The organism is Streptomyces sp. NPDC005811 (assembly GCF_040630405.1).
Classification (GTDB): domain Bacteria; phylum Actinomycetota; class Actinomycetes; order Streptomycetales; family Streptomycetaceae; genus Streptomyces.
In genome coordinates, this window is record NZ_JBEXXK010000006.1 from 193813 (window position 1) to 216315 (window position 22503).

Annotated in this window: 22 protein-coding genes and 1 tRNA gene; 15 read left to right on the plus strand and 8 right to left on the minus strand. The window is 73.4% G+C overall.

All coding sequences use genetic code 11. From position 1 onward, the window contains the following. Positions 1–355: 355 nt before the first annotated feature. The 3 genes from ABZ490_RS08880 to ABZ490_RS08890 form a co-directional block, all read right to left on the minus strand. Positions 356–1393 carry a questin oxidase family protein gene (locus ABZ490_RS08880; RefSeq protein WP_358986454.1) on the minus strand — a complete coding sequence of 346 codons (1038 nt, stop codon included), beginning with the start codon at positions 1391–1393 and terminating at the stop codon, positions 356–358. Positions 1394–1543: 150 nt separating this feature from the next. After that, positions 1544–2569, minus strand: coding sequence for a hypothetical protein (locus ABZ490_RS08885; protein ID WP_358986458.1), 1026 nt, complete (start codon positions 2567–2569; stop codon positions 1544–1546). 154 nt (positions 2570–2723) lie between these two features. Then, entirely contained in the window at positions 2724–4199 is a 1476-nt protein-coding gene (locus tag ABZ490_RS08890; RefSeq protein WP_358986461.1) for a beta-1,6-galactanase, read from the minus strand. Between the two features lie 187 nt (positions 4200–4386). Here ABZ490_RS08890 and ABZ490_RS08895 point away from each other — a divergent pair, with 187 nt between their 5' ends. The 4 genes from ABZ490_RS08895 to ABZ490_RS08910 all read left to right on the plus strand — a co-directional run bounded on the left by ABZ490_RS08895 (position 4387) and on the right by ABZ490_RS08910 (position 8794). Continuing rightward, positions 4387–5190: a class E sortase gene (locus tag ABZ490_RS08895; protein WP_358986464.1), complete on the plus strand. Its 804-nt coding sequence runs from the start codon at positions 4387–4389 to the stop codon at positions 5188–5190. A gap of 91 nt (positions 5191–5281) precedes the next feature. After that, the gene (locus ABZ490_RS08900) at positions 5282–6136 is read left to right on the plus strand and encodes a L,D-transpeptidase family protein (RefSeq protein WP_358986467.1); all 855 of its coding nucleotides are present in this window, start codon (positions 5282–5284) and stop codon (positions 6134–6136) included. 121 nt (positions 6137–6257) lie between these two features. Next, positions 6258–6953 carry a response regulator transcription factor gene (locus ABZ490_RS08905; protein ID WP_358986470.1) on the plus strand — a complete coding sequence of 232 codons (696 nt, stop codon included), beginning with the start codon at positions 6258–6260 and terminating at the stop codon, positions 6951–6953. After that, positions 6950–8794, plus strand: coding sequence for a HAMP domain-containing sensor histidine kinase (locus tag ABZ490_RS08910; RefSeq protein WP_358986473.1), 1845 nt, complete (start codon positions 6950–6952; stop codon positions 8792–8794). Before ABZ490_RS08905 ends, ABZ490_RS08910 begins: the two co-directional genes overlap by 4 nt. Positions 8795–8822: 28 nt before the next feature. Here ABZ490_RS08910 and ABZ490_RS08915 read toward each other — a convergent pair whose 3' ends face one another. Together ABZ490_RS08915 and ABZ490_RS08920 are read right to left on the minus strand one after the other, a co-directional pair. Further along, positions 8823–9206, minus strand: a complete 384-nt coding sequence (locus tag ABZ490_RS08915) for a GntR family transcriptional regulator (RefSeq protein WP_358986476.1) — start codon at positions 9204–9206, stop codon at positions 8823–8825. Further along, positions 9199–9957 (minus strand): hypothetical protein, encoded by a 759-nt coding sequence (locus ABZ490_RS08920; RefSeq protein ID WP_358986479.1) that lies wholly within the window; start codon positions 9955–9957, stop codon positions 9199–9201. Before ABZ490_RS08920 ends, ABZ490_RS08915 begins: the two co-directional genes overlap by 8 nt. 189 nt (positions 9958–10146) lie before the next feature. Between ABZ490_RS08920 and ABZ490_RS08925 the strand changes: the two genes are divergently transcribed. From ABZ490_RS08925 to ABZ490_RS08935, 3 genes are all read left to right on the plus strand, one after another. Continuing rightward, complete coding sequence (locus tag ABZ490_RS08925; RefSeq protein ID WP_358986482.1) at positions 10147–10458, plus strand: DUF6412 domain-containing protein; 312 nt, start codon at positions 10147–10149, stop codon at positions 10456–10458. Between the two features lie 96 nt (positions 10459–10554). Continuing rightward, positions 10555–11256 (plus strand): membrane protein insertase YidC, encoded by a 702-nt coding sequence (gene yidC / locus ABZ490_RS08930; protein ID WP_358986485.1) that lies wholly within the window; start codon positions 10555–10557, stop codon positions 11254–11256. A gap of 109 nt (positions 11257–11365) precedes the next feature. Further along, the gene (locus ABZ490_RS08935) at positions 11366–12223 is read left to right on the plus strand and encodes a fumarylacetoacetate hydrolase family protein (protein ID WP_358986488.1); all 858 of its coding nucleotides are present in this window, start codon (positions 11366–11368) and stop codon (positions 12221–12223) included. 89 nt (positions 12224–12312) lie between these two features. On the opposite strand, the gene ABZ490_RS08940 is transcribed toward ABZ490_RS08935, so the two are convergent. Continuing rightward, the gene (locus ABZ490_RS08940; RefSeq protein WP_358986491.1) at positions 12313–12819 is read right to left on the minus strand and encodes a heme-degrading domain-containing protein; all 507 of its coding nucleotides are present in this window, start codon (positions 12817–12819) and stop codon (positions 12313–12315) included. Further along, entirely contained in the window at positions 12819–13901 is a 1083-nt protein-coding gene (locus tag ABZ490_RS08945; protein ID WP_358986494.1) for a Gfo/Idh/MocA family oxidoreductase, read from the minus strand. The genes ABZ490_RS08940 and ABZ490_RS08945 overlap by 1 nt, the downstream gene beginning before the upstream one ends. 56 nt (positions 13902–13957) lie before the next feature. Here ABZ490_RS08945 and ABZ490_RS08950 point away from each other — a divergent pair, with 56 nt between their 5' ends. The 6 genes from ABZ490_RS08950 (at position 13958) to ABZ490_RS08975 (ending at position 19525) form a co-directional block, all read left to right on the plus strand. Next, positions 13958–15064, plus strand: a complete 1107-nt coding sequence (locus ABZ490_RS08950; RefSeq protein WP_358986497.1) for an ROK family transcriptional regulator — start codon at positions 13958–13960, stop codon at positions 15062–15064. A gap of 129 nt (positions 15065–15193) precedes the next feature. Further along, the gene (locus ABZ490_RS08955; RefSeq protein ID WP_358986500.1) at positions 15194–16063 is read left to right on the plus strand and encodes a hypothetical protein; all 870 of its coding nucleotides are present in this window, start codon (positions 15194–15196) and stop codon (positions 16061–16063) included. Positions 16064–16169: 106 nt separating this feature from the next. Then, positions 16170–16949: an HAD-IIA family hydrolase gene (locus ABZ490_RS08960; protein ID WP_358986503.1), complete on the plus strand. Its 780-nt coding sequence runs from the start codon at positions 16170–16172 to the stop codon at positions 16947–16949. Positions 16950–17094: 145 nt separating this feature from the next. Next, positions 17095–17697 (plus strand): hypothetical protein, encoded by a 603-nt coding sequence (locus tag ABZ490_RS08965; RefSeq protein ID WP_358986506.1) that lies wholly within the window; start codon positions 17095–17097, stop codon positions 17695–17697. 3 nt (positions 17698–17700) lie between these two features. Then, complete coding sequence (locus tag ABZ490_RS08970) at positions 17701–18357, plus strand: class F sortase (protein ID WP_358986509.1); 657 nt, start codon at positions 17701–17703, stop codon at positions 18355–18357. 19 nt (positions 18358–18376) lie between these two features. Next, positions 18377–19525: a glycoside hydrolase family 6 protein gene (locus ABZ490_RS08975; protein ID WP_358986512.1), complete on the plus strand. Its 1149-nt coding sequence runs from the start codon at positions 18377–18379 to the stop codon at positions 19523–19525. A 78-nt stretch (positions 19526–19603) separates the two neighbouring features. Here ABZ490_RS08975 and ABZ490_RS08980 read toward each other — a convergent pair. Next, positions 19604–19677: transfer RNA gene (locus ABZ490_RS08980), tRNA-Lys, on the minus strand. 184 nt (positions 19678–19861) lie between these two features. Here ABZ490_RS08980 and ABZ490_RS08985 point away from each other — a divergent pair. Both ABZ490_RS08985 and ABZ490_RS08990 read left to right on the plus strand, forming a co-directional pair. Continuing rightward, complete coding sequence (locus tag ABZ490_RS08985) at positions 19862–21223, plus strand: peptidoglycan-binding protein (protein ID WP_358986515.1); 1362 nt, start codon at positions 19862–19864, stop codon at positions 21221–21223. A 63-nt stretch (positions 21224–21286) separates the two neighbouring features. Further along, positions 21287–22453: an SPFH domain-containing protein gene (locus tag ABZ490_RS08990; protein ID WP_358986518.1), complete on the plus strand. Its 1167-nt coding sequence runs from the start codon at positions 21287–21289 to the stop codon at positions 22451–22453. The last annotated feature ends 50 nt before the right edge of the window (positions 22454–22503 follow it).

Below are 22503 nucleotides of genomic sequence, written 5' to 3' on the forward strand. Positions count from 1 at the left end.
CGTCCTACGGTCGGAGGTCTTTGCTGTGGGCGGTATTTCTTTGAGCCGTAGGGCCACTCGGTTCTTTGGGAGTGTCGTGCTTCCGCAGGTCGCGTCAAGGGTGCTTCACTCCGCTGCGCTGCGTTGCGCGTCGGCTGTGCCGATGGCCCTTCGGGCCACCCTTGACCCGACCCGCTCCAGCACGGGGGAGAAGCGAGCGAGCGGCCCGGGGAAGGCGGGGGCCCAGGGGGTGTGCCCTGGGGTTGGGTGCGTTCTGAGCCGGGTGGAGGGCGCAGGGTGCTTCGAAGGCACGCCTGGAGGGTTTGGCGGCTGGCGGCGGACCGGGGCGGGGCGCTGGTTCCCGTCAACGGCGGCCTCAGAGCTCGTCGATCAGTTCCGCCGCGCGGATCACCGCCGCGAGCGCGTCCGGGTGGCCCGTGCTGCGGTGTACGTCGACGCAGGTGTCGGCGAGTTTGATGACGTGTTCGTCCTGGTGGCGGACCGCGAGGGCGAACACCTCGTCCACCGACTCGGGGGCGGTGGGGAGGGTGTTTCGAGGCGCGGGTGTGGCGGGGGTGTAGGCCGCGGTCACGGCCGCGCTCGCCGCCCAGGCCGCGTGCAGGCTCATGACCCATTGGGTGCGGGGGAGCGCGGGCAGGGTGCGCAGGACGGCCATGGGGGCGGTCACGGCGTGCACCAGCATGACGGGGCTGCCGTGCGCGTTCGGGAGGTAGCGCACGCCGGCGGCGGCCGTCAGGTCGGCCAGCAGGTGCCGGGCCTGCTCGGCGTCGGCGGCGGGTGTCAGGGCGGCCAGCGCGGTGGGCCAGTCAGTCAGGTCGGTGAGCTGGTCGAGCCGGTGGTTGATGCCCGCGCTCTGGTCGGGCACGCGTGGAACGGCGGCGAGGGCGGACGCCGGGTCGGCGGTCCCGGACGGGGGAGTGAACGCGACGGGCTGCCAGCGCGCCGCCCAGTAGCCGAGCGCCTGGCCCAGCTCGGCCAGGCGTGGTGCGTCCTCGTGGTCCAGCAGGGCGTGGACTGCGTGGCCGGTACGGATCACCCCGTGGGTGGCGCCGGCCGCGATGCCGGGCAGGAGCCGCGGCCACCACGTTTCCAGCACCGTGCGCCAGGGCTGTTCGATCACCTCGCGTTCGAAGAACACGAGCCAGTCACCGAGGCGGCGTGGGTCCCCGAGTGCCGTGCGCCATCCGTCGGCGGTGAGGGGCGCGGTGCCGCGCGGCCGGTCGTCCAGTCGGCGCATGTAGAGGTCCAGCCAGCGGTGGACCTGGCGCGCGTGTCCGCGTCGGACCATGGACTCCACCGCCATGGGGCCGTGGTTGGTCAACCAGCCCTCGAACTCCGGTCCCGTCCGATGCAGCCGTTCGTAAGCCTCGTCGAGCGTGCCGTCGATGTTCATGTCACCCGACGCTAGCCGCCCGCCGCCGAGCCCCCATCGGGCCAGGGACCGAGATGCGTCCCTGCGCCGGACTTAGGACCTGCGCCGGGCCGACTCGGCGCCCGCGGCCCACGCTCGAACGCACCGCGCGAGGGCATCCCGTGCCTGGCCTCAGCCCGCCACCCCGTGGCACCCGTCATACGCCGACTCCGACCCACACCAGCAGGACGCCCCCCGCTGCGGCGGCCAAGCCACAGCCCGCCCCCGGGCCGCCAGTGTCGTCGCGTACTGGGGGAGGAGGTCGGTGTCCCCCGGGGACGTGCCCTCCGACGCGGCGAAGGCCTCGTAAGAGGGGACCGTCGCTGTGACGATGCCCAGATTCGGGGTGCCGGAGCCGGCCAGTTCGCGGAGCGACGCCTCTATCGTCGACAGGTGCTCCTCGTGCGAGGCGTACTCCGCCGACAGTGCCGGATACGCGCTCACCAGTTCTGTCAGTTCGCCCGCCGGCCAGTGCAGGACCGCCACCGGGAACGGGCGGGAGAGGGCCTCGCGGTAGGTGCCCAGTTCGGCTCGGAGGCGGGAGATCTCCGCTTCCAGCTCCGCGGGGTTGTCCGAGCCCAGGGACCAGACGCGCTTGGGGTCGTGGAGTTCGTCCAGGGAGACCGGGGAGGAGTGGAGGGTGTCGGCCAGCGCGTCCCACTCGTCGTGCGCGGCGCCCAGCATCCGCCGTACGCGGTGGCGGCCGAACAGCAGGGCGTGCGTCGCGTACGGGGGCTCCGGTACGTCGGTCAGCAGGACCCTCGCCCCCTCCGTGAACGCCGCCTCCGCCGCCTCCAGCTCGTCGTGGGACTCCAGGGACTCCGCGACGATCACCCAGGGGGCCGCGTCGCGCGGGGCGGCCGCGCGGATGCCGTCGATGATGGCTCGGGCCTCGGCCTCGTGGCCGTACTCCCAGAGGTTCGAGGCCTTGAGGGCGCGGACCAGGTGGGGGTTGTCCAGGCCGTCCCCGCCGTCGGTGGAGGAGAGCAGGCGGTCGTAGAGCGTGCTCGCGGCGGGGCGGTCGCCGGAGAGTTCCAGGTGGGCCGCGGCCTGGAGCAGCAGCGGCTCGGCGTCCTCGGGGTACAGGCCGGCGGTCCGCTCCAGGCGGGCCGCTTCGGCGGTGTGGTCGACGTTTTCGGCGGGCGTGTCGGGGCGCATGCACGACACCGTACTGCCCACCGGTGACAAAGGTGAGAGATCTGCAGGCCAGGAACGCCGGGGAGGCCAGGGGGGGCAGGGGGGCCGGGAGGCCCGCCCTGCGGTGGGCGGGGGCCTGCGGCCGGGCACAGGCCCCCGGGATCGCTCCGTGTGATCAGATCGTCACGTTGTCCACCTGGAGTGTCTGCACCGACTTCGCCGGGAAGGACAGGGCCACCGTCTTGCCGCTGAGGTAGGTGTCCGAGCGGGCCTTGTAGAGGTCGCCGCCGCCCGTCGTCAGGGTGGACCAGCGGGGGACCAGGCCGCCCGTGCCGCCGGTCACCGTCGTGAAGTTCGAGAGGTTGAACGTCAGGGTCTGGGCGGAGGACGAGGTGTTCAGGGCGACGATGACCAGGCGCTTCGCCGTCGCGTCGTAGGCGGCCACCGCGTTGCTCACGCCCGTGTCGAGGATCTTCATGCCGGGGCGGATATGGCGGCTGAACTGGGCCATCACGTAGTACTTCGTCTCGACGGCGCCGGCGGTCAGCGTGCTCGCGTCGTACTTGATCACGCCCCAGCCCGCCGTCGGGTCCATGACCTGCCAGTAGACCCATGCCGTCGGGTGCAGCCAGCGGAAGTCGTAGAGGAGGTTGAAGGCCATGGTGTAGCCGGTGCCGTCGCTGTCGCCGGTCTCGGAGTTCCACAGGGCCTTGCCGGCCGTGGTCACCACGTCCGTGTAGAGGAGGTCGCGGCGGCCGCCCGAGCCCTGGTAGCCGTGGACGTTGACCCGGTTGACGTAGCCCTTCGTGGTGGAGGAGAAGGAGTTCCAGGTGGTGCGGGCCAGGTCGTAGTTCGTCTCGTCGCTCGCGGAGATCTTCGTCGACGTCAGGCCGCGCTTGTCCAGCTCGCTGCGCATGTACGGCAGGACGGCGGACTGGACCGTCGCGTCCATGTGGCAGCCCTCCTGCGTGCCGGTCGCCGTCCACCAGGAGGACGAGGGCTCGTTGAAGGGGTCGACCGTCGCGAAGTTCACGCCCCAGTTGTTCTTGGCGTAGAGGGCCACCGCGGCCAGGTGCGAGGCGTGCTGGCGGTAGTTCCAGGACTGGAGGTTGTTGCCGCCGTCGGAGGCGCCCGACGGGTTGTGGTTCAGGCACATCCACCACATGGGGGAGTTGGCGAACAGTTCGGTGGTCGCGCCGCGCGCCACCGCCTTCTGGAGCATCGCGCGCTGGGTGGCGTCCGCCGTCCAGTCCCAGGCCGAGGACGTGGGGTCCTCGTTGTTCCAGTCCTGCCAGTAGCCCTCGATCTGCTTGAAGGCGGGGATGTTGGCGGAGGCGACCATCGACTGGCCGCTCACCGTGTTCGAGCTGCACGCGCCCAGGTTGTAGCGGGCGATGTTCAGCCCGAGGCCGGGCAGGCTCGTGCCGTTGTAGGTCACCGAGTTGGTGGTGAAGAAGGCGTCGGCGAAGTCGTCCCGGGCGCCGAAGACGTTGGCCCACCAGGCGAGGGAGGTGCCCCAGCCCTCCCAGGTGCCGTAGGACGTCGACGGGCTGACGGCGATGGTCGCGTCGGCGTGGGCGGTGCCCGTCGCCAATGCACCGCCGAAGAGGGCGCCGCCGGTGGCGGCCAGGAGTGTTCTGCGTCGGATCATGACTACTCCGCTCCGAGTTGTGGCCGGTCCCGTGCGGCCGAAACGAAGCATCGGGTGTGGCGCCTGGGGTTGTCGAGAGTTCTGACAGCCCTTTCTCCAACCTATGGAGGAAGTGCGAGGGGGCGAACACGCAGGTCGTGAATGTACGGGTCTGGAGACCTTGTCCGTACGGCCTTATGGTGCCCCGATGGTGCGCAGCGTGCGGATTCCCCTCGTGCAGCACAGCTCGCTGCGACGGCGGGCCCGGTACCGGCGGGTGCTCTGGAGCGGAGCCGAACTTCTCGTGACGGCTGGGGTGTTGGTGCTCCTGCTCGTCGCCCATCAGCTCTGGTGGACCAACCGGGAGGCGCGGGAGGGCGCCGAGCGGAAGGTGGAGGCGCTGGAGCGGGAGTGGGGCACCCCTGCGCGCGGGGGGTCCGGTGGTTCCTCCGCGGATTCGTCCGGCTCCGATCCCACGGGCCGTACGACATCCGATACGGCATCCGGTACGGCGTCCGATGCGACGTCCGGCTCGGGCGGCGGTACGTCCCCCCGCGCCTCCCAGGCCTACGCCGTCCTCCGCGTCCCCCGCCTCGGTCTCCGCGTGCCCGTCGCCGAGGGCACCGACAAGCGGAAGGTCCTCAACAAGGGGTACGTCGGCCACTACACGCACACCCAACAGCCCGGCCAGGCAGGGAACTTCGCCCTCGCCGGACACCGCAACACCCACGGTGAACCCTTCCGGTACCTCAACCGCCTCAAGAAGGGCGACACGGTGGAGGTGGAGACCAGGAACACCACGTACACCTACACCGTCGACCAGATCCTGCCGCGGACCTCACCCCGTGACGCGGGCGTCATCCGGCCCGTGCCCCGCTCCCTGACCGAGCCCGCCTACGGCTACACCCTCCCCGGCCACTACCTCACCCTCACCACCTGCACACCCGAGTACACCTCGCGCTACCGGCTGGTGGTGTGGGGGAAGCTGGTCTCGGCGGTGCCCCGCGGCTAGCGGCTGAAAGCAGCAGCGCCCTTACCTCGCGGAGACCGAACGCGCACCAGAACCTGACCGGTTCCTCATACGTGTCGGTCAGGGTCGACGCATGATCAGGTCCATCCGCCACCACCTTGCCCCGCGACCGGCGGCGCTGTGCGTTCCGATCGCCGTCCTGGCCGCGTCGCTCCTGCTCACCGGATGCGGGGGCGGTGCGGCAGCCGCTTCCGGACCCGCGGCGGCCGCCCCCGGACACGGGTCGGCCGCCTCCGCCCCCGCACCGGAGTCGACCGCCCCCGCGCGGAGCGGCACGTCGGCCCTGCCCGAGGTCTCCCTCCAGGACGCGCCCGCCCCGAAGACGGTGGCGCGGCGGCTGCCGCAGGAGCTTCCGGGCCTCGGGCCGAAGACCCTGGCCGAGGTGCCGTCCGAGGCCCGGCAGGCCGTCGTCGTGACGGGCCTTGACGAGGACTCGTCGCGGTCCACCGTGGTGCTGTACGAGCGCACGGACGACGGCTGGCGGGCCGGGGCGAGCTGGGCCGCGCACAACGCCCGCGACGGGTGGAGCGCTCACCACATGGCCGGTGACCTGCGCTCACCCATCGGTGTCTTCGGCCTCACGGACGCCGGCGGGCTGCTCCCCGACCCCGGGTCCCGGCTGCCGTACGACCGCTCGGGCGGCTTCACCGTGTCCGGTACGGGCTTCGAGGGGGAGCCGCTGGCGGGCTCCTTCGACTACGTGATCGCCATCAACTACAACCGCACGCCGGGCACGTCACCCCTGGACCCGGCCCGGCCGCTCGGCTCCGGGCGCGGCGGCGGCATCTGGCTGCACGTCGACCACGGCGGCCCCACGCACGGCTGTGTCGGCCTGAGCGAGGACCACATGAAAGAGCTGCTGCGCGCACTCGACCCCGACCTGAACCCCGTCGTCGTCATGGGCGACGCCGCCTCGCTCAGCCGCTGAGGCGCCACCCGACGGGCCGGGCCCGGCACAGGAATGTCAGGAAGCCATGAGCATGTGGGAAGCCTCTCCAAAGCCTCTTCCGCCCGGCTGTCCACCTCCGCGTCCGCCTAGCATCGGCCGCGTGTGCGCATACGTGCTGGTGGCCGAGGACGACGAGAAGCAGGCGGAACTGATACGCCGTTCCCTCCTGAAGGAGGGGCATACCGCCGCCGTGGTCCACGACGGCTCGGCCGCGCTCGCCTCGGCGCGCCGGCTCCGGCCCGACCTCGTCGTGCTGGATCTGATGCTGCCGGTCGTCGACGGGTACGCGGTCTGCCGCGAGCTGCGCCGCGACGACGACATCCCGGTGCTCATGCTGACCGCCCGCTCCACCGAGGACGACGTGCTGCTCGGCCTGGAGATCGGCGCGGACGACTACATGACCAAGCCCTACAGCCCGCGCGAGCTGATGGCCCGGATCCGCACGGTCCTGCGGCGCAGCGAGCGCGCCGCGGGCCGGAGCGAGGATCCCGTCGTGCGGGCCGCGGGGATCTCGGTCGATCTCCTCCGGCACGAGGTGCGCTGCGACGGCGTGCTCGTCGAGGTGACCCCGGCCGAGTACGAGATCCTCCTCGCCATGGCCTCCGAGCCCGAACGGGTCTTCTCGCGGCGGCAGTTGCTGCAGTGCACCCGGGGCATCGACCGGGCCTCCACCGAGCGGGCGATCGATGTGCACATCATGAATCTGCGCAAGAAGACCGAGCGGGACCCGCGCAGACCCACCCGGCTGCTGACCGTGTTCGGGGTGGGCTACAAGCTCCGCGGGGACCGCGGGTGAGCCGGGGCGTCCCGCTGCACAAGCGTCTCCTCGTACGGCTGCTGATCACCTCGGTCCTCATCGCCGTGTGCTCGGTTGCGGCGACCGCCTGGCTGGCCGTGCAGACGACCACCCGCGCGCTGCGCGAGGAGCAGGGGCAGGTCCTCGCCGACGACATGGACATCCTCCAGCGGCTCAGCGGGTACGCCGCCACCCATGCCGACTGGCGCGAGGTCGAGGGCACCGTACGCGCCCTGTCGGCGAAGACGGGCCGGCGGATCGCCCTGACCACCGTGGACCGCACGGTCCTCGTCGACTCCGCCGCGGACGGCACCTCGTTGCCGCCCCGGGCGGCGGCCACCGTCGACCCCCTGCACACCGACACCTACACGGACCCCGGCGCGCAGAACAGCGGCATCGATCCGCGGGCCGTCGGGCCCTTCCGGTTGTCGGCCGGGGAGCGCGCCGAGTTGCGGGCGTCGGCCCGGAAGCAGCAGAAGTGCCTGGCCCAGGTCGGTGTGCGGAGCACGCTCGTCCAGACGTCCACCGGGCGTCCGCTGCTCCTCGACGACGAGGGGGAGACCGTCTCCGGCAATGACTCGCAGCACTGCGTCGGCGACACCTTCTATGTGCAGACGCCCACGGAGAAGAAGGCCGCGGACGCGCTGACGCAGGCGGCCCGGACCTGTGTGGACCAGGAGCGGGTGAAGCTCGACTCGCCCCTGTTCGTCCGGTTCAACCCCTGGGAGCGGACCCTGCGGCCCCGGGCCGTCTACGAGATGTACGGCGACCGGCAGGACACCGCCTCGGGCCGTGCGGCGCAGGGGTGTGTGGACAGGGCGTTCCGCGCCCAGCTCGACCCGTACATCGCGCCCGCGGCCGAGCTGTTCCTCGGGACCGGGGACACCGTCGCGCCGCGCTTCGTCATGTCACCGGCCAACAAGGCCAAGGTCGTCGGCGCGGCCGGACTCGTCCTCGCCCTCACCGTGGCGGTGACCGCGGTGGTCGCCACCCGGCTCGTGCGACCGCTGCGCGCGCTGACGCGGGCCGCCCAGCAGCCGCCCGAGCTGTACCTGCGCGTCCCGGTGACCACACGCGACGAGACCGGTCTGCTGGCCGAGGCGTTCAACGACCTCGCCGACCGGCGGGAGCGGCTGGAGACCCAGCGCAAGGCGCTGATCAGCGACATCGCCCATGAGCTGCGCACCCCGCTCACCAACATCCGCGGCTGGCTGGAGGTCACCCGGGACGGCATGGTCGACCCGGACCCCGAACTGCTCGACTCCCTGCACGAGGAGGCGCTGCTGCTCCAGCGTGTCATCGACGACCTCCAGGACCTCGCGTCCGCCGACGCGGGCACGCTGCGGCTGCACCCCGAGTCCGTGCGCGCCGACGAGCTGCTCGCCCAGGTCGCCGCCGCGCACCGCGTCGGGGCGGCCACGGCCGGGGTCCTCCTGCTGACGAAGGCCGAGGACGTCCTCTGGCTGGAGGCCGACCCCGTGCGGATGCGGCAGGCGCTCGGCAACCTGGTCTCCAACGCGATCCGTCACACCCCGGCCGGCGGCACGGTCACCCTCACGGCGCGCCGCGAACCCGCCCCCGGCGAGGACGGGCGGATCGTCTTCGACGTCGCCGACACCGGCAGCGGTATCGCCCCCGAGGACCTGCCGCACGTCTTCGACCGGTTCTGGCGCGCGGAGAAGTCCCGCAGCCGCCGCACCGGGGGCAGCGGGCTGGGCCTCGCCATCGTCCGTCAGCTCATGGCCGCGCACGGCGGGACGGCCGGGGCGACCAGCGAACCCGGGGCGGGCTCGGTCTTCACCCTGAGCCTTCCCGCGGGGCACGCGGCCGTCCCTCGGTGAGACCCGACCTCCTCCACCCCGGCCTCCCTCACTCCTCCCGCCCCAGCGCCTCCCGCACCGCCGCGAGGATCGCCTCCGTGCTCGCGCCCAGGGCCCGGGCCGACGCGGTGAAGTCGCGGGTCAGCGTGGCGAGTCGGGCCGGGTCGAAGCGGACCGGCCCGGTGGGGAGGGCCGCGACGCGGGTGCCAGCGCCGCGCCGGGTGCGGATCAGTTCGGCGGCCTCCAGCTCGCGGTAGGCGCGGGCCACGGTGCCGGGCGCGAGGCCCAGGTCGGCGGCGAGCTGCCGGACGGTCGGCAGGCGTTCGCCCTCGGCCAGCCGTCCGGTGAGGATCAGGGTGGCGAGCTGCGCGCGGATCTGCTCGTACGGCGGAACCTGGCTGGTCGTGTCGACCCGGAGGGCGGCCTCACTCATCGTCGACGGCCCGGGGGACCACGATCGTGAACACGGACCAGCCGAGGGCGAACAGGCTCAGCAGGCCCAGCGGGTAGATCACCAGGGCGGTGACGTTGCCCAGCATGCCGGCGCACCGCGAGTAGAACAGCACCCGGCCGATCATCCCCAGGACCAGCAGCAGTTGGCTGGAGACGAGCAGGCCCCAGGCCGCGGTGATCGCCCAACTGCGGTCGTGGCGCTGCCGGTTCTCGCCGGGGCGGTGGGCGATGCGGCGCAGGGCCCAGGCGCAGGCGGCGGTACCGAGGGTGACGGAGGCCAGGACCGGGGTGGCGTAGTAGAGGCCCGGCCAGGGGGTGAGCCGGCGGGTCAGGCCGACGGCGCAGGTGACGGCGAGGGCCCGGCCGCCGTGGCCCGCGCGGTCGGCGTCGGCCGCGGCGACCCCGATCGTCAGCAGCAGGACGAGGAACGCCGACTGGAGGACGAGCAGCCGGGCCATCCGCGGCGGTACGTGGTCGCGGACCCGGCGCGGGGAGAGGGCGGCCCTGCGGACCCGGTCCTGCGGGGCGGGGGTGAGGGAGTCGCCGAGCAGGACCCCGCCCACCGCGCAGAGTCCGAAGGCGGTGACGGCGGCCACGAACGGCATGGCCATGTCGTCGCTGTCCATCGTGGCCAGCCCCTGGGCGAGAGCCGCCCCGAGCGCGAGCCCGGCCCAGCGGGCGCAGAGGTCGGCCCGGGCCAGGAGTCTGTCGGGCGTGACGGTGTCGATCATGTCGTCCCCCGGTCGCATGCTTGTATCAAGTGGTGAGTACAAGATGCCGGGAGCGGCTTCTTGTGTCAAACCCTTGATACAAGTGGGGAGTTCCGGACCGGGGCGGATGTGGAACCCTGGTACCGGTCCCGGACGTCAGACATGTACGAGGGGCACGGCAGCCCGTCGAGGGGCAGAGGGAGGGGGAACGTGATCCGCAGGCGACTTGCCGCGCGTTCCGCGCCGCTGCTCCTCTTCCTCGTCCTCGACGTCCTCCTCCTCGACACCGGCAGCCTCTCGGCCGCCGTCGCGCTCGCCGCGACCGCCGCCGCCTCCTCCGCGCTCACGGTCTGCGCCCTGGTCGCCAGCCGCAGCGCGCCCGCCGTACCGCCCACCCGGGTGCGTACGGCCATCAAGGACCGCGCCCGGCGTACGGCCTTCCTGCCGCAACGCGATCCGGACGCCTCCGGCCGGCCCCGCCCCCGGGCCCCCGGCCGCGCCCTCCCGGCGACCGCCGCGTAGGGCACGTCCGTCTTCTCCCCGTGACCCCGCGCGGGTCGTCATGCCGCCCTTCTCCACCGATCCGGCACGACGAGACCCCCGGAGGGCTCCTCACCCATGTCCGCTTTCGCCACCCTGGTCGAGCACCTCGCCGATCTGCTCCACCCGCTGTTCGGCGCGTCCGCGGCGGCCGCCGCGATCGTCCTGTTCACGGCTGCCGTACGACTCCTCGTCCACCCCCTGTCCCGGGCGGCGGCCCGCGGCCAGAAGGCCCGGGCGGCGCTCCAGCCGAGGATCGCCGAACTGCGCAGGAAGCACGCGCGCAGCCCCGAGAAGCTCCAGCGGGCGGTGCTCGACCTGCACGCCGAGGAAAAGGTCTCCCCGCTGTCCGGGCTGCTGCCCAGCCTCTGCCAGGTGCCCGCCTTCTTCCTCCTCTACCACCTCTTCTCCAGCACCTCGATCGGCGGCGAGACCAACGCCCTGCTCGGCCACCGGCTCCTCACCGCGCCGCTCGGCGACCGCTGGGCCGACGCGCTGGGCGGCGACGGGCCGTTCGGGCCGGCCGGGCTGGTCTACCTGGCGCTGTTCGCCGTCGTCGCGGCCGTCGCCACGTTCAACTTCCTGCGGGCCAGGCGGGTCCCGCTGCCCGAGACCGGTACCGGCCAGGACGTGCCCGGTGTCGGCGCGATCACCAAGGTCATGCCGTTCCTGTCCTTCTTCACCCTGGTCACCGTGGCCGTCGTTCCGCTGGCCGCCGCGCTGTACGTCATCACCAGCACGACGTGGAGCGCGGTCGAGCGAGCGGTGCTCTACCGATGACCGTCCTCAAGGTCCTGACGGTCCAGTACGTGAACCGGGTATTGCGGAGTGCCCACGCAGCTTGGAGGATCGGCCAGACATCCGATGGCTGCACCCGGAGATGGTGATCATGAAGCTGCTGCGAGTCGGTACGGCGGGCGCGGAGCGTCCCGCGCTGCTCGATGCCGACGCAACCCTGCGGGACCTGTCGGGGGTCGTGGACGACATCGACGGCGCGCTGCTCGCCGACGCCGCCGCGCTCGGCCGGATCCGCGCGGCCGCCGAGGCCGGCGAACTGCCCGTGCTCGACGCGACCGGACTGCGGATCGGGCCGCCGGTGGGCCGGATCGGCAAGATCGTGTGCATCGGGCTGAACTACCACGACCACGCCCGGGAGACCGGTGCCGAGCCGCCGGCCGAGCCCGTGATCTTCTTCAAGGCGGCGGACACGGTCGTCGGGCCGTACGACACCGTGCTCGTCCCGCGCGGGTCCGCCAAGACCGACTGGGAGGTGGAGCTGGCGGTCGTCATCGGGCGCACGGCCCGCTATCTGGAGTCGGCCGAGGAGGGGCTCGCGCACGTCGCCGGGTACGCGGTGGCGCACGACGTGTCCGAGCGGGAGTTCCAGCTCGAACGGGGCGGGACCTGGGACAAGGGGAAGAACTGCGAGACGTTCAACCCCCTGGGGCCGTGGCTGGTGACCGCCGACGAGATCGGTGATCCGCAGGAGCTGTCGCTGCGGTTGTGGGTCAACGGCGAGCTGAAGCAGGACGGGACCACGGCCGAGCAGATCTTTCCCGTCGGGGAGGTCGTGCGGTACGTCAGTCAGTTCATGACGCTGTATCCCGGGGACGTGATCAACACGGGGACGCCGGCGGGGGTGGCGCTGGGGGCGCCCGAGCCGAAGCCGTTCCTGCGGGCCGGGGACGTGGTCGAGTTGGAGATCGCCGGACTCGGGCGGCAGCGGCAGGAGTTCAAGGACGCCTGAGAAACCAAGGGCGCGGGGGTACTGCGTGTGCGGGCCGTGTGTGGTTGCTCGCGCAGTTCCCCGCGCCCCCAAGACGAAAAACGGCCGGACTACAGGTACTTCTCCAGGAACCGTTCCAGGGCCTCGACCACGAACCTGTGGTCCTCCAGCTGGGGGAGGCCCGACACCGTCACCGCGCCCACCACTCCCACGCCGTCCACGGTGATCGGGAAGGAGCCGCCGTGGGCCGCGTACGCGTCCTGGTCGAGGCGGGAGGACTCCTCGAACGTCGTGCCCCTCGCGCGGTAGCGGGTGCCGACCAGGTAGGAGGAGGCGCCGAAGCGTTCCACCACGCGGCGCTTGCGGGCGATCCAGGCGTCGTTGTCGGGGGTGGAGCCGGGCAGGGCCGCGTGGAAGAGCTGCTGGCCGGAGCGGTGGATGTCGACCGCCACCGGGGCCTCCCGCTCACGGGCCATCTCCACCAGGAGCGAGCCGAGCGCCCACGCGTCCTCGTGGGTGAACTGGCGGAAGACCAGCCGTCGTTCCTGCGCCTGGAGCTCCTCCAGGGTCGGGGTGATCTCCGGGGTGAACTTCGGGGTCAGTTCGTGGGTGCCCATTACAGCGTCACCGCCACTCCGTCTCGTGCCGAACGGCGGGCCGCCTCCAGGACGTCGAGGGCGGCGGCCGCCTCGACGGCGGTCACCGGGCCCGGGCCGCCGTCGATCAGTGCCTTGGTCACCGCAGCGTAGTAGGCCGGATAGTCCCCGGGGAGGGTCCGTACGGGTCGGCCGCCGCCGGTCAGGGGGGATTCCCCGGCGCCGACCCGGCCCCACAGCTCCTCGGGTTCCTCGCCCCAGCCGGGCCCGGGACGCCCGCCCTCGCGCAGGGCCGCCTCCTGCGGGTCCAGGCCGTACTTCACATAGCCCGCCGTCGAGCCCAGCACCCGGAAGCGCGGGCCGAGTTGGGGGGTGGTCGCGGACATGAAGAGGTGGGAGCGGACGCCGCTGCGGTGGGTGAGCGCGATGAAGGTGTCGTCGTCGGCCTCCGCGCCCGGGCGGCGAACGTCCGCCTCGGCGTACACGGAGGCGGCGGGGCCGAACAGCGTCAGTGCCTGGTCGACGACATGGCTGCCGAGGTCGTACAGCAGACCTCCGATCTCTGCGGGGTCGCCGGACTCCCGCCAGCCGCCCTTCGGCTGCGGCCGCCACCGTTCGAAACGCGACTCGAACCGTCGTACGTCCCCCAGCTCGCCGTCGGCCAGCAGGGCGCGCAGGGTCAGGAAGTCGTTGTCCCAGCGGCGGTTCTGGAAGACGGAGAGGAGCAGGCCCCGCTCGTCGGCGAGGGCGGCCAGCCCGCGCGCCTCGGCGGCGGTCCCGGCGACCGGCTTGTCCACGACGACGGGGAGGCCCGCCTTCAGGGCGGCCGTGGCCAGTGGGACGTGCGTGCGGTTCGGGGACGCGACGACGACCAGGTCCAGGGCGTCGGCGCGGGCGAGGAGGTCCTCGGCGGTGGCGGCGAGCCGTACGTCCGGGAACGCGGCGCGGGCCTGGTCCTGCCGCTCGGGGTTCGAGGTGACCACCGTGTCCAGGGTCAGGCCCTCGGTGGCGGCGATCAGCGGGGCGTGGAAGACCGAGCCCGCGAGGCCGTAGCCGATCAGGCCCACGCGCACCGGGGACTCGCCAGTCTTGCGTCCAGTCATGGGACCCACTTTCGCAACGCTGTTGCCAAAGTGCAAGCAGGGGGGAGAATGGAAGGGTGAACGGGACGAACGGAAGCGGGCGCACGACCGGCGTGAACCTGCCGGACCTGCGCAACCACAACGCCGCGCTGGTACTGGACCTGCTGCGGGCGGCCGGCCGGGACGGCATCAGCAGGCTGGAGCTGGCCGACCGCACCGGACTCACCCCGCAGGCCGTCAGCAAGATCACCGCCCGGCTGCGGGAGGAGGGATTCGCGGCGGAGGCGGGTCAGCGCGCCTCGACCGGCGGCAAACCGCGCACCCTGCTGCGCCTGGTCCCGGGCGCCGGGCACGCCGTCGGCGTCCATCTGGACCGCGACGAGCTGCGGGCCGTGCTGACCGATCTCGACGGGAGCGCGGTGGGGGAGCGGCGGGTGCCGCTGGACCTGGGCGCGGGTGCCGAGGCGGTGCTGGAGACGGTGGTGCGGGAGGCCGGGGAGCTGGGGCGCGGCGCGGGCGGCTCGCTGCTCGGCGTCGGGGTCGCGCTGCCCGGTCCGCTCGACCACGTCCACGGGGTCCTCCACCGGGTCACCGGCTTCCCGGAGTGGGACGGCTTCCCCCTGCGCGACGCCCTCGCCGATCGCCTCGGGGTGCCGGTCGTCGTCGACAAGGACACCAACGCCGCCGCCCTCGGACTCGCCGTCGGCGGCGAGCACGGCTCCTTCGCCTACCTCCACCTCGGTACGGGGCTCGGGTCCGGGCTGGTGATCGGCGGGACCGTGCACCGGGGCGCGCGCACCGGCGCCGGCGAGTTCGGCCACCAGGTCATCCAGATGGACGGGCTGTACTGCTGGTGCGGCAACCGGGGCTGTGTCGAGGCGCTGTGCCTGGCGGCCATCGGCAAGGGGGACGTGAGCGAGGCCGCGCGGGTGCTCGGCGAGGGGGCCGCCAACCTCGTCGGACTGCTCGACATCGACCTGGTCCTGCTGGGCGGCCGTACCGTCACGGCGGCACCGGGGCCGTTCGTCCGCGGGGTCACCTCGGTGCTCGCCGACCGCGCCCGCCGGGAGGGCTCGCCCGAGGGTGCCGTACCCGTGCGGCTCGCCCCGGGCGGGGACCGGGCGGTCGCCGACGGCGCGGCCCAGCTCCTGCTCGCGCCGGTGTTCGGACGGGGCGACGGCTGAGGGCACCCGCGGACACGGGCTCCTCGAGCGCCGCGACCCACGCTGCACCGAAGGGGTGAAAAGCCCGACCATCACATCGTCGTACGGCCGTGTCGGCGTCCCCTGCCCCCTCCCGCCCGGCAGGCTCACATGACCATGCGAGTGTCCACGCCCGACGCCCTCCGCCGTGCCGCGACCGCAGCCGCCGTCGCCGCCGCGACCGCCGCCCTGCTCGCCGTGCCCGCGCACGCCGAGGACGGCACGCCCTGCGCCGGTCCCGACGCCGCCGCGTTCCCCCTCACCACCCGGCTGCACGGCGGCCCGGACTCCTACCGGGCGGGCGGCGGCTACGGCACCTGGTACCTCGACCTCACCAACACCACCGACCGCGTCTGCGCGGGGATCCACCCGGTCGTCGTCCTCGTCGACTCCGGGCGCGCCCTGCGGCCCGGCCAGGCCCACCTGGACTTCTACGCGGACGACCGGCCGCATCCCGTCCGCTTCGAGACGACCGACGAGGACGAACTGGTCGGCGCCTTCACCGACGGCCCCGACGGGGAACCCGGCGCCTTCCCCGGCTTCACGGTCGCGCCCCGCGAGACCCTCACCGTCGAGGTACGGCTCGCGCTCACCTCGGACACCGCGCCCGACGACATCACCGCCAACGCGGCGCTCGTCCAGCGGCACGGCGACGACGGCGACTGGATCGGACAGTCGAACGACTACCGGTTCTCCGTCGAGGGCGGCGAGCCCCGGGCGAGCGCCGCGCCCGAGACCGAGGAGTCCACCGGGAGCGACGCCCCGACCGCGCCCGGGACCACCCCCGCCGCTTCCCTCGCCGCTTCCCCCGTCCCTCCCTCCTCCGCCCCCTCCGCCCGCGCCACCGGCGCCCCCTCCCTCGCCGAGGAGGCCGCCGAACTCGCCCGCAGCGGTTTCGGCTCGACCTCCGCCCTCCTCGCCGCCACCGCCTGCTTCGTCGCCGCCGGCATCGCTCTGCTGCTCTCGCGCCGCCGCGACTGAGCAGCTCCGGTCCCAGCCCTTGGACGCTCCGATTCCGGGCATTCCCTCAAGATCGGGCGGTGATTAGGCTGGGGCCGCACCCGCGTTACGGCAGGAGATCCCGCACATGGCAGACCGCAAGCCCATCGAGTCGTGGCTCACCGACATGGACGGTGTGCTCATCCACGAGGGCGTCCCGATCCCCGGAGCCGACGCCTTCCTGAAGAAGCTGCGCGAGTCCGGCAGGCCGTTCCTCGTCCTGACCAACAACTCCATCTACACCCCGCGCGACCTGCACGCCCGGCTGCGACGCATGGGCCTGGACGTGCCCATCGACAACATCTGGACCTCGGCCCTCGCCACCGCCCAGTTCCTGGACGACCAGCGGCCGGGCGGCACGGCGTACGTCATCGGCGAGGCCGGCCTCACCACCGCCCTGCACGACATCGGCTACATCCTCACCGACCACGAGCCCGACTACGTCGTCCTCGGTGAGACCCGCACCTACTCCTTCGAGGCCATGACCAAGGCGGTCCGGCTGATCAACGACGGCGCCCGGTTCATCTGCACCAACCCGGACGAGACCGGGCCCTCCACCGAGGGTCCCCTCCCGGCCACCGGGGCCGTCGCCGCGCTGATCACCAAGGCGACCGGCAAGAAGCCGTACTTCGCCGGCAAGCCGAACCCGCTGATGATGCGCACCGGCCTCAACGCGATCGGCGCGCACTCCGAGACCAGCGCGATGATCGGCGACCGCATGGACACCGATGTGCTGGCCGGCATCGAGGCCGGGATGCAGACCTTCCTGGTGCTCACCGGTCTCACCCGGCCCGAGCAGGTGGAGAACTTCCCGTACCGCCCCTCGAAGATCGTCGACTCGATCGCGGACCTCGTCGACCGGATCTGACCCGCCGGACGCGGAACACCGCACCCGGGCGCCGGATCCGAAACCCGTCCGGCGCCCCGACCCACCCGTACGGAGCAGTGAGACCCCGCCAGAGGATGCGGACCGGGTCTCCGCGGGGGAGTCTCCAGACAGCTGGAGGTTCACGATGAGTTCACTGAAAGTCACGCTCTGTGCGGGCGCCGCGGCTGCCGTCGCGGTGCTCCTCCCCACGGCCCACGCCGTCGCCGAGGACGGCGGCGGCAAGGGCGGCAGCGTCTCCGTGACGCCCGAGACCCCGACACCCGGCGCCGAGGTCGTCCTGAAGGTCAGCGGCTGCGGCGGCAGGACCGCCACCGCGGCCTCTACGGCCTTCGTCGCCGACGCCCACCTCGTCGGCACGGGCGGCACCCTCGTCGGCGAGACCCGGGTCCGCTCCTCGATCACGGCCGGCACCTACGACGTGAAGATCACCTGCGTCGACTTCCAGGTGAAGGGCCGGATCACGATCGTGGCGTCGGGCCGCTCACCGTCGCCGTCGCCCGTGCAGCCGAGGGTCCCCGGCGACACCCCCGCCTCCCCGATCGCCCCCGTGCACGCGGGCGGGGGCGGCACCGCGCCGCTCGCCGCCGCCGACGAGGCCCGGGTGGAGGGCCCCGGTACGGCGCAGACCGTCACCGGGCTGGTGCTGGCGGGCGTGGCCGCGGCCGTGGTGGCCTACCGGGGCGCCCGGGCCACCCGCGCCGCCCGCCGGAGCCGCGGGACGGGCTGAGCGATGGCCGACCCCGAACGCTCCTCCGGCCGTCTGGTCACCGGAGTGGCCTGGGCGGTGCTGCTGCTCGGGCTGTGGCTGTGGGGGCGCGAGGTGACCGACGTACGGCCGGGGGCGTCCGCGCCGACCACGGGTGACGTGGCCGCCGTGGGCCGCCCGGCGGCCGCCGATCTGCCGCCCGCCGCGACCCCGCTCACGTCCGCGGTGCCCCGACGCATCGACATCCCCGAACTGGGCGTGCAGGCTCCCGTCGTCGCGCGGGGCCTGGACGCCGAGGGCGGGATCGACCCGCCGCCGTTCGACCAGGCGGGCGTCGTCGGCTGGTACGCGGCCGGTGCGAAACCCGGCGCCAAGGGCACCGCCCTGATGGTCGGGCACGTCGACACCGAGACCCGCCCGGCCGTCTTCTACAAGCTCAGCACCATGCGGGCGGGGGAGACGATCCGGGTGGTGCGGGACGACGGCAGGGTCGCCGAGTTCACCGTGGACGAGGTCGAGGTCGTCCAGCGGGCCGACTTCGACGCCCGCGAGGCCTACGGCACCCGGCAGGCGGACCGCGCCGAACTCCGTCTGATCACCTGCGGCGGTACCTTCGACCGGGTGAGCCGCAGCTACACGGCGAACGTGATCGTGTCGGCGTACCTGACCGGCCGCACCTGACCGCCCGAGGGGGATCCTGATGGACGCGAGCAGGGGGGCCGCGGCCCTGCTGGGGGCGGCCCTCAGCACGGCCCTGCTGCTCACGGGATGCACGTCGGGAGGCGGCCGCACCGGGACCGGCACCCACGGCAGCACGGAGACCGGCATCCACGGCAGCACGGAGGCCGGCGCCCACGGCAACACGGAGGCCGGCGCCCACGGCAGCACGGAGACCGGTACGCACAGCGACACCGGGACCGGTACCCACGGCGACACCGCGACCGGAGCCACCGCACCCGGGGAGCCCCCGCACGCCGACGACCCGTTCTGGGCCGACCCGGGCGGTCCGGCCGCCCGGCAGCTCGCCGTGTACGAGAGCCGGGGCGACGAGGCCGAGGCCGAGGCGGCGGCGGTCCGGCGGATCGCCGGGCGGGCGACCGGGGAGTGGCTCGGCGGTGCGGAGCCGGAGGCGCGGGCCCGCGCCGTCACCGAGGCCGCCGAGCGGGCGGGCCGCGTCCCGCTGCTCGTCCTCTACGACATCCCCTCCCGTGACTGCGGCCAGTACTCCCGGGGCGGCGCGGCCGACGGCACCGCCTACCGCGCCTGGACCGCGGCGGTGGCCCGGGGCATCGCCGACCGCCCCGCGTGGGTCGTCGTGGAGCCCGACGCCCTCCTCCACCTGGTCGACGGCTGCCTCCCGCCCGCCCTGCGCGAGGAGCGCTACGCCCTGCTGGAGGACGCGGTCACCACCCTCACGTCCCTGAAGAACACCCGGGTCTACCTGGACGCGGGCAACGCGGGCCGGGGCCGGACGGACGGGATGGACCGGGCGCTGCTGCGGGCGGGCGTGGCCCGGGCCGACGGCTTCGCGGTCAACGTCTCCAACTTCTACTCCACCGGGGACTCCGTGGCGTACGGCAGACAGCTCTCGGCCGCGGTCGGCGGCAAGCACTTCGTCGTCGACACCAGCCGCAACGGCAACGGCCCCTCCCGCGAGGGCGACCCGGCGGAACGCTGGTGCAACCCCCCGGGCCGGGCTCTGGGCACCCCGCCGACCACGCGGACGGCCGACCCCCTGGTGGACGCCTACCTGTGGGTGAAGACCCCGGGGGAGTCGGACGGGGAGTGCAAGGGGGGCCCGAAGGCGGGCACGTGGTGGCCGGAGTACGCGCGGGAGCTCACCCGCTGATCACGGCGGCCCGTACGGCGTGTCCGTACAGCGGTACGCGAAAGGCCCCCCGCTTCCGCGAGGGGCCTCTGCCGTCTGTGCGCCGCCAGGGACTCGAACCCCGGACCCGCTGATTAAGAGTCAGCTGCTCTAACCAACTGAGCTAGCGGCGCCTGCTGACGTCGTCACTCTACAGGACACCGGAGGGTGTCCCTGACCACCCGGTCGCGGGCCGCCCTCCCCGCCGGGCCGGTGTACATCATTCGGACCGTCAGCATGCGCGCCGGGACGACAGTTGAGAAACTGGCGGACGTGCACAGCCGCGGACATTTCCATCTGGAGTGTGAGGGGAATCGCATGGAGACTCCGGTATTCGTGGAATTCGATCCCGCGAGCGACTGCGACTGCCCCGGATGCGCGCACCGGCGGCGGGTGAATGCCCATTCCCCCGGGTGGGGGTCCTCCCGGTTCGGCGGTCACCCGGCCGCGCGGCGGACCCTCGTCGTCGCCACCGCGGCGGCCGCGACGCTCGGCGCCGGTCACGCCGTACCCGCCCTCGCCGCCCCGCAGTCCCCCGCTCGGCCGGGGATTCCCGCAGGTGACGAGCCTGACACCCCCCAGGGCGGCACGGCGCCGCTGCACGGTCCGGGCGGGCGGCCCGCGCAGCCCGCGGCCACGGTGAAGACTCCGGCGACGACCCGCGCGGAGATCATCCGGCGGGCCAAGGAATGGGTCGCGGCGCAGGTGCCGTACAGCATGAGCGCGTACTGGTCCGACGGTTACCGGCAGGACTGCTCGGGTTTCGTCTCGATGGCCTGGCAGCTGCCCGGAAATGAATGGACGGGCACCCTCGACCAGTACGGGACGCGTATTTCCAAGGAGGAACTCCAGCCCGGCGACATGCTTCTCTTCCACAATCCGGCCGACCCCCAGAACGGCTCGCACGTCGTCCTTTTCGGCGGCTGGACGGACTACACCCACACCTACTACCTCGCCTACGAACAGACCCGCCCGACCGCCCGCCGCCAGGCCACGCCCTACGCCTACTGGAGCCATGCGGACCGCTATGTCCCGTACCGCTACAAGGGCCTCGTGGCGGGGTCCGGTACGGAGGCGTCCGGACCGGAGGCGGCCGTCCCCGAGGGTGCCGGGGGCGCCGGGTCGGCCACGGCCTACCCCGGCCCGTCGTTCTTCGGTCCCGGGGCGAACAACCCGTACGTCACCCGGCTCGGCCGGCTCCTCCTGGCGCGCGGCGGGGCCCGTTTCTACGTCTCGGGGCCCGGCCCCCGCTGGACGGAGGCGGACCGCCGGGCCACCCGGGCGTTCCAGCAGGCCCAGGGCTGGCGCGGCGCCCAGGCGGACGGCCTGCCCGGCCCCGGGACCTGGAGTCTGCTGAACACGGGAGGCGGCCGGGACATCGCCCCCGCCGCACCTGCCGCACCCGCCCCCGCACCCGCGTCCCCGCCCCCCTCCTCGCGCGCCCTGGCCTTCCCGGGCCGGGGCATGTTCCGGCCCGGGGCCCAGAACGCGTATGTCACGCAGGTGGGGAGGCAGCTCGTGAAGAAAGGATTCGGCAGGTACTACGCCCAGGGCCCGGGACCGCGCTGGGGCGAGGCGGACCGGCGGGCCGTCGAGGCCTTCCAGCGGACCCAGGGCTGGCGCGGCGGCGCGGCGGACGGCTACCCGGGGCCGGAGACCTGGCGCCGGCTGTTCGCGTAGGAGGCCGTCCCGGCCGTCCACTCACTGTCATGGCGTATCTGGCGCGGAGGCTGGAGGCACGCAATGCACCCGACCACTTCACCCACACCTGAACCCGAGCCGGGGAACCCCTCGGACGACCCACCGCGCGGCGGGCGGCTCATCCAGAACGAGGCGACCACCGAGATCCCCGTCCATCTGCTGTTCCGCGACGAGGCCGGGCCGCGGTCGGTCGCGGTGGGACCCGCGGCCGTGGGACCGGCAGCCGTGGGACCCACGGCGGTGGGACCCGCCGTGGTGGGGAGCCGGAGCGGGGAGGCGCCGCGGCTCAGACGGCCGGTGGCGGCGAAGGCGCGACCGCAGGCCGAGGTCGACCCGGCCCTGGTGGAACGGCCCGCGCGGGTGCTGCCCGGGGCGGCCGGGGTGCTCGCCGGGGTCTGCGGGGCGGCCGGCTGTGTGGCCACCTCCTGGTGGGCGGGGGTGCTGCCGCCGCTCGTCGAACAGGCCCTGCGGCTGCCCGCGTGGGCGGGGACCGGGCTCGGTCCGGCGCAGTGGGCGGCGTACACGGGCGCGGGGGCCCTGGGGCTGTTCGGGTTCGGGGGGCTGGCGCGGGGGCGGACCGGGCGGGCCTGGGTGCTGGGGCTGTTCGGGCGCTACCGGGGGACCGTCCGCCGGACCGGTCTGCTGTGGGTCAATCCGCTGCTGCTGCGCCGGCAGGTCGACGTACGGCTGCGGCACTGGCGCAGCGAGCCGATGCCGGCGGCCGACGGCAGCGGGGTCGCGCTGCGGGTGGTCGTCCTGGTGGTGTGGCGGGTGCGGGACACCGCGCGGGCCACGCTGGGCGTCGAGGACCACGAGACGTATCTGCGGGAGTGCGTCGAGGCGGCGCTCGCCCGGATCCCGGTGGAGCCGCCGGGGGCGGGCCGGGGGTCGGTCGAGGCGGCGGGGGAGGCGCTGACCCGGAGGGTCGCGCGGGAGGCGGGCGCGATCGGCGTGGAGGTGTTCTCGGTGCAGCCGCTGCGGATCGAGTACGCCCCGGAGGTCGCCGCCGCGATGCACCGGCGCCGGATCGCCGCGCTCGACGCCCAGCACCGGGCGACCGTGCTGACCTCGGTGGTCGACTCGGTGGAGGACACGGTGACCCGGCTGACGATGCGCGGTCTGGTGGAGCTGGACGACTACGAGCGCAAGGCGCTGGTGAAGGACCTGACGGTGGCGTTCGCGGCGGGCCGCGGGGAACAGGCCCCGTGATTGGTCTGGACATGTCCATGAAACGGCAATAATCTCGAACTTGGTCTAGA

What these genes read in the sequence shown, in the direction of transcription:
- ABZ490_RS08880 (WP_358986454.1), bottom strand. Translation starts at nt 1,393, where the DNA reads ATGAACATCGACGGCACGCTCGACGAGGCTTACGAACGGCTGCATCGG.
- ABZ490_RS08885 (WP_358986458.1), bottom strand. Translation starts at nt 2,569, where the DNA reads ATGCGCCCCGACACGCCCGCCGAAAACGTCGACCACACCGCCGAAGCG.
- ABZ490_RS08890 (WP_358986461.1), bottom strand. Translation starts at nt 4,199, where the DNA reads ATGATCCGACGCAGAACACTCCTGGCCGCCACCGGCGGCGCCCTCTTC.
- ABZ490_RS08895 (WP_358986464.1), top strand. Translation starts at nt 4,387, where the DNA reads ATGGTGCGCAGCGTGCGGATTCCCCTCGTGCAGCACAGCTCGCTGCGA.
- ABZ490_RS08900 (WP_358986467.1), top strand. Translation starts at nt 5,282, where the DNA reads ATGATCAGGTCCATCCGCCACCACCTTGCCCCGCGACCGGCGGCGCTG.
- ABZ490_RS08915 (WP_358986476.1), bottom strand. Translation starts at nt 9,206, where the DNA reads ATGAGTGAGGCCGCCCTCCGGGTCGACACGACCAGCCAGGTTCCGCCG.
- ABZ490_RS08920 (WP_358986479.1), bottom strand. Translation starts at nt 9,957, where the DNA reads ATGATCGACACCGTCACGCCCGACAGACTCCTGGCCCGGGCCGACCTC.
- yidC (WP_358986485.1), top strand. Translation starts at nt 10,555, where the DNA reads ATGTCCGCTTTCGCCACCCTGGTCGAGCACCTCGCCGATCTGCTCCAC.
- ABZ490_RS08935 (WP_358986488.1), top strand. Translation starts at nt 11,366, where the DNA reads ATGAAGCTGCTGCGAGTCGGTACGGCGGGCGCGGAGCGTCCCGCGCTG.
- ABZ490_RS08940 (WP_358986491.1), bottom strand. Translation starts at nt 12,819, where the DNA reads ATGGGCACCCACGAACTGACCCCGAAGTTCACCCCGGAGATCACCCCG.
- ABZ490_RS08945 (WP_358986494.1), bottom strand. Translation starts at nt 13,901, where the DNA reads ATGACTGGACGCAAGACTGGCGAGTCCCCGGTGCGCGTGGGCCTGATC.
- ABZ490_RS08955 (WP_358986500.1), top strand. Translation starts at nt 15,194, where the DNA reads ATGACCATGCGAGTGTCCACGCCCGACGCCCTCCGCCGTGCCGCGACC.
- ABZ490_RS08960 (WP_358986503.1), top strand. Translation starts at nt 16,170, where the DNA reads ATGGCAGACCGCAAGCCCATCGAGTCGTGGCTCACCGACATGGACGGT.
- ABZ490_RS08965 (WP_358986506.1), top strand. Translation starts at nt 17,095, where the DNA reads ATGAGTTCACTGAAAGTCACGCTCTGTGCGGGCGCCGCGGCTGCCGTC.
- ABZ490_RS08970 (WP_358986509.1), top strand. Translation starts at nt 17,701, where the DNA reads ATGGCCGACCCCGAACGCTCCTCCGGCCGTCTGGTCACCGGAGTGGCC.
- ABZ490_RS08975 (WP_358986512.1), top strand. Translation starts at nt 18,377, where the DNA reads ATGGACGCGAGCAGGGGGGCCGCGGCCCTGCTGGGGGCGGCCCTCAGC.
- ABZ490_RS08985 (WP_358986515.1), top strand. Translation starts at nt 19,862, where the DNA reads ATGGAGACTCCGGTATTCGTGGAATTCGATCCCGCGAGCGACTGCGAC.
- ABZ490_RS08990 (WP_358986518.1), top strand. Translation starts at nt 21,287, where the DNA reads ATGCACCCGACCACTTCACCCACACCTGAACCCGAGCCGGGGAACCCC.